At 74.2% G+C, this 6997-nt stretch carries 6 protein-coding genes; all 6 read left to right on the forward strand.

Annotation, left to right across the window (positions count from 1 at the left end; translation table 11 throughout):
- Positions 1-1089, forward strand: a 1089-nt coding sequence (locus WDV06_RS35660) for a DUF3152 domain-containing protein (protein ID WP_395513969.1), incomplete at its 5' end; no start/stop codon positions are given.
- A 70-nt stretch (positions 1090-1159) separates the two neighbouring features.
- Entirely contained in the window at positions 1160-1255 is a 96-nt protein-coding gene (locus tag WDV06_RS35665; protein ID WP_312847459.1) for an Ms4533A family Cys-rich leader peptide, read from the forward strand.
- 211 nt (positions 1256-1466) lie between these two features.
- Positions 1467-3209 (forward strand): ABC transporter substrate-binding protein, encoded by a 1743-nt coding sequence (locus tag WDV06_RS35670; RefSeq protein ID WP_395513970.1) that lies wholly within the window; start codon positions 1467-1469, stop codon positions 3207-3209.
- Positions 3206-4189, forward strand: a complete 984-nt coding sequence (locus WDV06_RS35675; protein ID WP_395513971.1) for an ABC transporter permease — start codon at positions 3206-3208, stop codon at positions 4187-4189. Before WDV06_RS35670 ends, WDV06_RS35675 begins: the two co-directional genes overlap by 4 nt.
- A complete protein-coding gene (locus WDV06_RS35680) occupies positions 4186-5178 on the forward strand; it encodes an ABC transporter permease (protein ID WP_395513972.1) in 993 nt (330 codons plus the stop codon). The genes WDV06_RS35675 and WDV06_RS35680 overlap by 4 nt, the downstream gene beginning before the upstream one ends.
- Complete coding sequence (locus tag WDV06_RS35685) at positions 5175-6848, forward strand: dipeptide ABC transporter ATP-binding protein (protein ID WP_395513973.1); 1674 nt, start codon at positions 5175-5177, stop codon at positions 6846-6848. The genes WDV06_RS35680 and WDV06_RS35685 overlap by 4 nt, the downstream gene beginning before the upstream one ends.
- Positions 6849-6997 lie beyond the last annotated feature (149 nt).

Consider the following 6997-nt stretch of genomic DNA (forward strand, 5'->3'; position numbering starts at 1 on the left):
GCCGTCCCGCAGGGCCACGCCCCGCCCGCGGCCCGCCCCGGCGGCCACCCCGAGCAGCGCGAGGGCGGCGGCGCCTGGGGCGCCGACTCCGCCTCCGTCTACGGCGACTGGCGCGGGACCCCCCGTGCCGCGGCGCCCGCGGCCCCCGCGGCCCGGGGCGCCGGCACCCCGGCCCCCGCCGACCCCCTCACCTCGACCGGCTCGCACCGCCGCGTCCCCGGTCCCCGCACGCCCACGGCCCCCGACGCGGGCGGGAACGCGAACGGCCGCGGCACGAGGGTCCGCATCTACACCGGGGTCGCCGCCCTGGCCGTCACCGCCGCGCTCGCCGTCTTCGTCGCCGGTCAGGTCACCACCGAGGGCGACCCGGCCGCCGCCGGCGTGCGCGCCGCCGGTGACGACGCGCCCCAGCGGGCCGGGGGCGACAAGGCCGCCTCCCGCTCCGACGGCCGCCCCACCCCCGTCTCCCCGCCGCCCGCGCAGCCGGCGACGTACGAACAGCAGATGGCGCAGCAGCTGCCCATCGACGCGAAACTCACCGGAACGGGCGTCTTCGACACCGTCCCCGGCCTCGCCAAGGCCCCCGGCAAGGGCAAGGTCGTGCGCTACCGGGTCGACGTGGAGCAGGGCCTCGGCATGGACCCGCAGCTCTTCGCGGAGGCCGTCCAGCGCACCCTCAACGACCCGCGCAGCTGGGGCCACGACGGCGCGATGACCTTCGAGCGGGTACCGGACGGCAAGGCCGACTTCGTCATCACCCTGGCCAGCCCCGGCACCACCGGCGCGTGGTGCGCCAAGTCCGACCTGGACACCACGATCGACAACGTCTCCTGCGACTCCGCCAGCACCGAACGCGTGATGATCAACGCCTTCCGGTGGGGCCAGGGGTCGGCGACCTACGGCGCCGGCCAGATGCTGGCCTACCGGCAGATGCTCATCAACCACGAGGTCGGCCACCGGCTCGGCCACGGGCACGAGAGCTGCCGCACACCGGGATCCCTCGCGCCGATCATGCAGCAGCAGACGAAATCACTCGACATCGACAATATTCACTGTCTTCCCAACCCTTGGGTATTTCCCGGGAATTGACGGTACGGGGCGGGGGGAGTGGCCGGTTCCTCCGTTGACAGGCGTTCGATGATCGGTAATTGTTCTCCGCATGTCGCACCGCCACACCTCCGCCGCGAGCGCCGCCATCGAGCTGGCGCTCCTCGGTGTGGCCGCGCACAGTGTGGCCGACATCTTCTGTCGCTGACGCTCCCCCTCCGGGCCTGGTGGCCCGGGCGGTATCCCCGGCCCGAGCGCGCGACCCCCTTCTCCTCTCCACCTGGCTCCGCCGCGCCCGGGCACACCTCCCGCCCGCAGGTGCGGCTCCCCCCTTCCCGGCCCTGACCGCCGGTGATCCCCGGCGTCGCCCCTCGCGTGGCCCTTCCCCACCCCCTTCACGCCGAGAGGTCCCTTCCGTCATGCCCCGTCAGTCCCACATATCGCGCCGCGTCGCCGCGCTCGCCGTCAGCCTCGTACTGGCCGGGGGCGCCGCCGCCTGCGGCCCCAAGGACGCGGCGGGCGGCTCCGGCGGCGAGTCCTCCGGCAAGCCCGGCGCCGCCGGCGCCCCGCAGAAGGGCGGCACCCTGACCGTCCTCAACAACGAACCGCAGAACGACTTCGACCCCGCCCGCCTCTACACCTCGGGCGGCGGCAACGTCCCCTCGCTGGTCTTCCGCACCCTGACCACCCGCAACCGCGAGGACGGGCCGGCCGGCGCCAAGGTCGTCCCCGACCTGGCCACCGACCTCGGCAAGCCCAACGCCGACGCCACCGAGTGGACGTACACCCTCAAGGACGGCCTCACGTACGAGGACGGCAGCCCCATCACCACCGCCGACATCAAGTACGGCATCGAGCGCTCCTTCGCCGCCGAACTCTCCGGGGGCGCCCCCTACCTGCGCGACTGGCTCGTCGGCGGAGAGACGTACGAGGGCCCCTACAAGGACGGCGGCAAGGGCCTCGACTCCATCGTCGTCCCCGACGCCAAGACCATCGTCTTCAAACTCCGCAAGCCCGAGGGCGAGTTCCCCTTCCTCGCCACCCAGACCCAGTTCGCCCCCGTGCCCAAGGCCAAGGACACCGGCGTCAAGTACGAGGAGCACCCCGTCTCCTCCGGCCCGTACAAGGTCGCCAAGAACACCGGCGACGGCGAGACCCTGCTGCTGGAACGCAACGAGCACTGGGACCCGAAGACCGACGAGGAGCGCAAGGCCTACCCGGACCGGATCGAAGTCCGCTCCGGCCTGGACGCCGCCGTCATCAACCAGCGGCTGACCACCAGCTCCGGCCCCGACGCCGCCGCCGTCACCACCGACACCAACCTCGGCCCCGCCGAACTCGCCCAGATCGGCGACAACAAGGACCTCGCCTCCCGCGTCGGCACCGGCCACTTCGGCTACGTCAACTACCTGGCCTTCAACCCGAAGGTCGCCCCCTTCGACAACCCGAAGGTCCGCCAGGCCATCTCCTACGCGATCAACCGCACCAGCGTGGTCAACGCCGCCGGCGGCTCCGCCCTCGCCGAGCCCGCCACCACCTTCCTCCCCGAGCGCGAGGCCTTCGGCCACACGCCCTACGACCACTTCCCGGCCGGTAAGACCGGCAACCCGGCCAAGGCCAAGGAGCTCCTGAAGGAGGCGGGCTTCCCCGACGGCCTGACCGTCACCCTCACCCACTCCAACGCCCAGAACCGCCAGACCGGCCCCGAGATCGCCACCGCCGTCCAGCAGGCCCTCGCCGCCGCCGGGATCACCGTCAAGCTCGAAGGCCTGGAGAACAACGCCTTCAACGAGCGCCGCTGGGACGCCAAGAACACGCCCGGCTTCTTCCTCTCCCGCTGGGGCGCCGACTGGCCCTCCGGCGGCCCCTTCCTCGCCCCGATCTACGACGGCCGCCAGATCGTCACCAACGGCTCCAACTACAACCACGCGCAGCTCAACGACCCCGCGGTGAACGCCGAGATCGACGAGATCGCCAAGCTCACCGACCTCGCCGCCGCAGGCAAGCGCTGGGGCGCCCTCGACAAGAAGATCGGCGAGCAGGCCCTCGCCGTCCCCCTCTTCCACCCGGTCTACAAGCGGCTCGTCGGCAAGGACGTCAAGAACGTCGTCATCAGCGACTGGACCGGCGTCCTCGACATCTCGCAGGTCGCCGTCAAGTGAGTACGTTCCTCCACCGGCCGGCGCCGGCGACCGGGGCCACCGCCCCGGCGGCCGGCACCGGCCCCCGGGTCCGGCGGTGGCTGCGCGGGCGTCCGTCCGCCCTCGCGGCCACCGCCGTCCTGGCCCTCCTCGTCCTCCTCGCCCTCGCCGCGCCCCTGCTCGCCCACCTCACCGGCCAGGACCCGAACGCCTACCACGACGACCTCGTGGACTCGGCACGCGGCGGCGTCCCCCTCGGCTCCTTCGGCGGGATCTCCGCCGACCACTGGCTCGGCGTCGAACCCGGCACCGGCCGCGACCTGTTCACCCGGCTCCTCTACGGAGCCCGCGTCTCCCTGCTCGTCGCCGTCGGCGCCACCGCCCTCCAGGTGGCCGTCGGCGTCACCGCCGGAATCACCGCGGCCCTCGGCAGCCGCGCCCTGGGACGGCTCATCGGCGGGGCCACCGACGTGATGATCGCCCTGCCCATGCTGGTCCTCGCCATCGCGCTCACCGCCGTCGTCCCGGCCGACTTCCCGCGTCCGCTGCTGCTGGTCCTCGTCATCGGCGTCCTCGACTGGGGCGGCACCGCCCGATTGGTCCGGGCCCAGACGCTCGCCCTGCGCGGCCTGGACTTCGTGGAGGCCGCGCGGCTCTCCGGCAACAGCCGGCTGCGCATCGCCCGCCGCGAACTCCTGCCCTCGCTGGCCGCTCCCGTCATCACCCTGGCCGCCCTCAAGGTCCCGGCCAACATGGTGATCGAGGCCTCGCTGTCCTTCCTCGGCGTCGGAGTCAAACCGCCCACCCCGTCCTGGGGCCAGATGCTCTCCAGCGCGCAGACCTGGTTCCGCGCCGACCCCGCCTACGTCCTGCTCCCCGCCGGGCTGCTCTTCGTCACCGTGCTGGCCTTCACCGTCCTCGGCGACGGCATCCGCACGGCCCTCGACCCGCGCGGGGGTTCGCGCCTGCGGGTCGGCACCGCAAAGGAGCGCTCCGCGTGACCGGCTTCCTCCTCAAACGCCTCGGCGGCGCCCTCCTCGTGCTGCTCGCCCTGTCCGCCGTCGTCTACGCCCTCTTCTACGTCGCCCCCGGCGACCCCGCCCGCCTGGCCTGCGGGGAACGCTGCAACCCGGTGCAGATCGCCCAGGTCCGCACGCAGCTCGGACTGGACGAACCCGCCGCCGTCCAGTACCTCCACTTCCTCCGGGGCGTGTTCGCCGGACGCGACTACTCCGGCGGCGCCGGCCTCGTCCTGCACTGCGACGCCCCCTGCCTCGGTTTCTCGTACCAGAACGACCGGCAGGTCACCGAGCTGCTGCTGGACCGGCTGCCCGCCACCTTCTCGCTGGCGCTGGGCGCCCTCGTGATCTGGCTGGTCGTCGGCGTCGGCACCGGACTCCTGTCGGCGGTCCGCCGGGGCGGGACCACCGAGCGGGTGCTGACCGTACTGACCCTCGCCGCCACCGGCACGCCCGTCTTCATCCTCGGGCTGCTGCTCCTCATGGCCGTCTGCGCCTACCTCCGGTGGCTGCCCTTCCCGACGTACGTGCCCTTCGGCGAGGACCCCGAGCAGTGGGCCTGGAACCTGCTGCTGCCCTGGGCCACCCTCGGTTTCTTCGAGAGCGCCAAGTACGCCCGGCTCACCCGCAGCTCCACCCTGGAGACCCTCGCCGAGGACCACATCCGCACCTTCCGCGCCTACGGGGTGGGGGAGCGCCGGATCGTCACCCGGCACGCCGTGCGCGGGGCCGTCGGCCCGGTGATCGCGCTCAGCGCGGTGGACTTCGGCTCGATGATCGGCGGCGCGGTGCTCACCGAGTCCCTCTTCGGCGTCCCCGGCCTCGGCAAGACCCTCATCGACGGGGTCCGGGTCGTCGACCTGCCCGTCGTCGTCGGGGTCGTCCTCACCATCGGAACGGCCGTCGTCCTCGCCGGCGCCGTCGCCGACCTCCTGCACGCCCTCGCCGACCGAAGGGTGGCCCTGACGTGACCGACTACCTGGTGGACGTGACCGGCCTCGCGGTCGACTTCCCCGTCGCCACCCCCGGCTCGTACGTACGCGCCGTCGACGGGGTCTCCTTCGCCCTGGAACCCGGCGGGGCCCTGGGCATCGTCGGCGAGTCCGGCAGCGGCAAGTCCACCGTGGCGGCCGCCCTCCTCGGCCTGCACCGGGGCACGGGCGCCCGCCTGACCGGCACCGTCCGCGTCGGCGGCACCGACCCGGCCACCGCCACCCCGGCCGAACTGCGCGCCCTGCGGGGCGGGACGGCCGCCATGGTCTTCCAGGACCCGCTGAGCTCCCTCGACCCGTACCACGCCGTCGGCGACCAGATCGCCGAGGTGTACCGCGTCCACACCACCGCCTCCCGCCGGGCCGCCCGCGCCCGGGCCGTCGAGGTCCTCGACCGGGTCGGCATCCCCGACGCCGCCCGCCGCTCCCGCGCCCGGCCGCACGAGTTCAGCGGCGGCATGCGCCAGCGCGCGCTCATCGCGATGGCCCTCGCCTGCCGCCCCCGCCTCCTGATCGCCGACGAACCGACCACGGCCCTCGACGTCACCGTCCAGGCCCAGATCCTCGACCTCCTGCACGGCCTGCGCGAGGAACACGGCCTCGGCCTCCTCCTCGTCACGCACGACGTGGGCGTGGCGGCGGAGAGCGTGGACGCGCTGCTGGTCATGAAGGACGGCAGGGCGGTGGAGCGGGGCCCGGTCGGCGAGGTCCTGACGACCCCGACGGCCCCGTACACCCGCGCCCTGCTGGCGGCGGTCCCGCGCATCCCGGCCCCGCCCGGTGGGTTCGAGGCGCCGGGCGCAGCCCCGGGGAAGGGAGGAGGGACGGATGGGGGAGCGGCCCCGCAGGGTGACGGCACCGCCCCGGTCGTCGAAGCCGTCGGCCTCCGCAAGGAGTTCGGCCGCGGCAGGCGCAAGGTGACGGCCGTGGCCGGGGTCTCCCTGACCGTGGGCCCCGGCGAAACCCTCGGCATCGTCGGCGAGAGCGGCAGCGGCAAGAGCACCCTCGGCCGCATGCTCGTCGGCCTCCTGCCCCCCACCGCCGGTGAACTCCGCCACTGCGGAACCCCCACCACCGGCATCGCCCCCGGCGCCCAGATGGTCTTCCAGGACCCCGTCTCCTCCCTCAACCCCCGCCGCCGCGTCGGCGAGTCCATCGCCGACCCGCTGCGCGCGGCCGGGGAGCGCGACGAGTCCGCCATCCGGGAGCGCGTCGGAGAACTCCTCACCCGGGTCGGCCTGGAGCCGGGCCACCACGACCGCTACCCGCACGAGTTCAGCGGCGGCCAGCGCCAGCGCGTCGGCATCGCCCGCGCCCTGGCCCCCCGCCCCCGGCTGATCGTCTGCGACGAACCCGTCTCCGCCCTCGACGTGACCACGCAGGCCCAGGTCACGGCCCTGCTCGCCGAGCTCCAGCGGGAGCTCGGCATCGCCCTCGTCTTCATCGCCCACGACCTGGCCGTCGTCCGGCAGGTCAGCGACCGGGTCGCCGTGATGCGCGGGGGCCTGGTCGTCGAGGAGGGTCCGGCGGACGAGGTCTACGGGCGGCCCGCCCACCCCTACACCCGGCAGCTCCTCGCCGCCGTGCCCGCACTGGACCCGGAGCTCGCGGCCCGGCGCCGCTCGGCCCGGCGGGAGGTGTACGCGTAGCCCCCTGCGGCACGCCATTTCCTAGCGCGCTCGAACGCGAACCGTACGGGAAAGTTACGACTCTTCACCCCTTCCGGGGGGGGGGGGGGGGGGGGGGGGGGGGGGGGGGGGGGGGGGGGGGGGGGGGGGGGGGGGGGGGGGGGGGGGGG

The organism is Streptomyces racemochromogenes, from assembly GCF_044129415.1.
GTDB lineage: Bacteria > Actinomycetota > Actinomycetes > Streptomycetales > Streptomycetaceae > Streptomyces > Streptomyces racemochromogenes_A.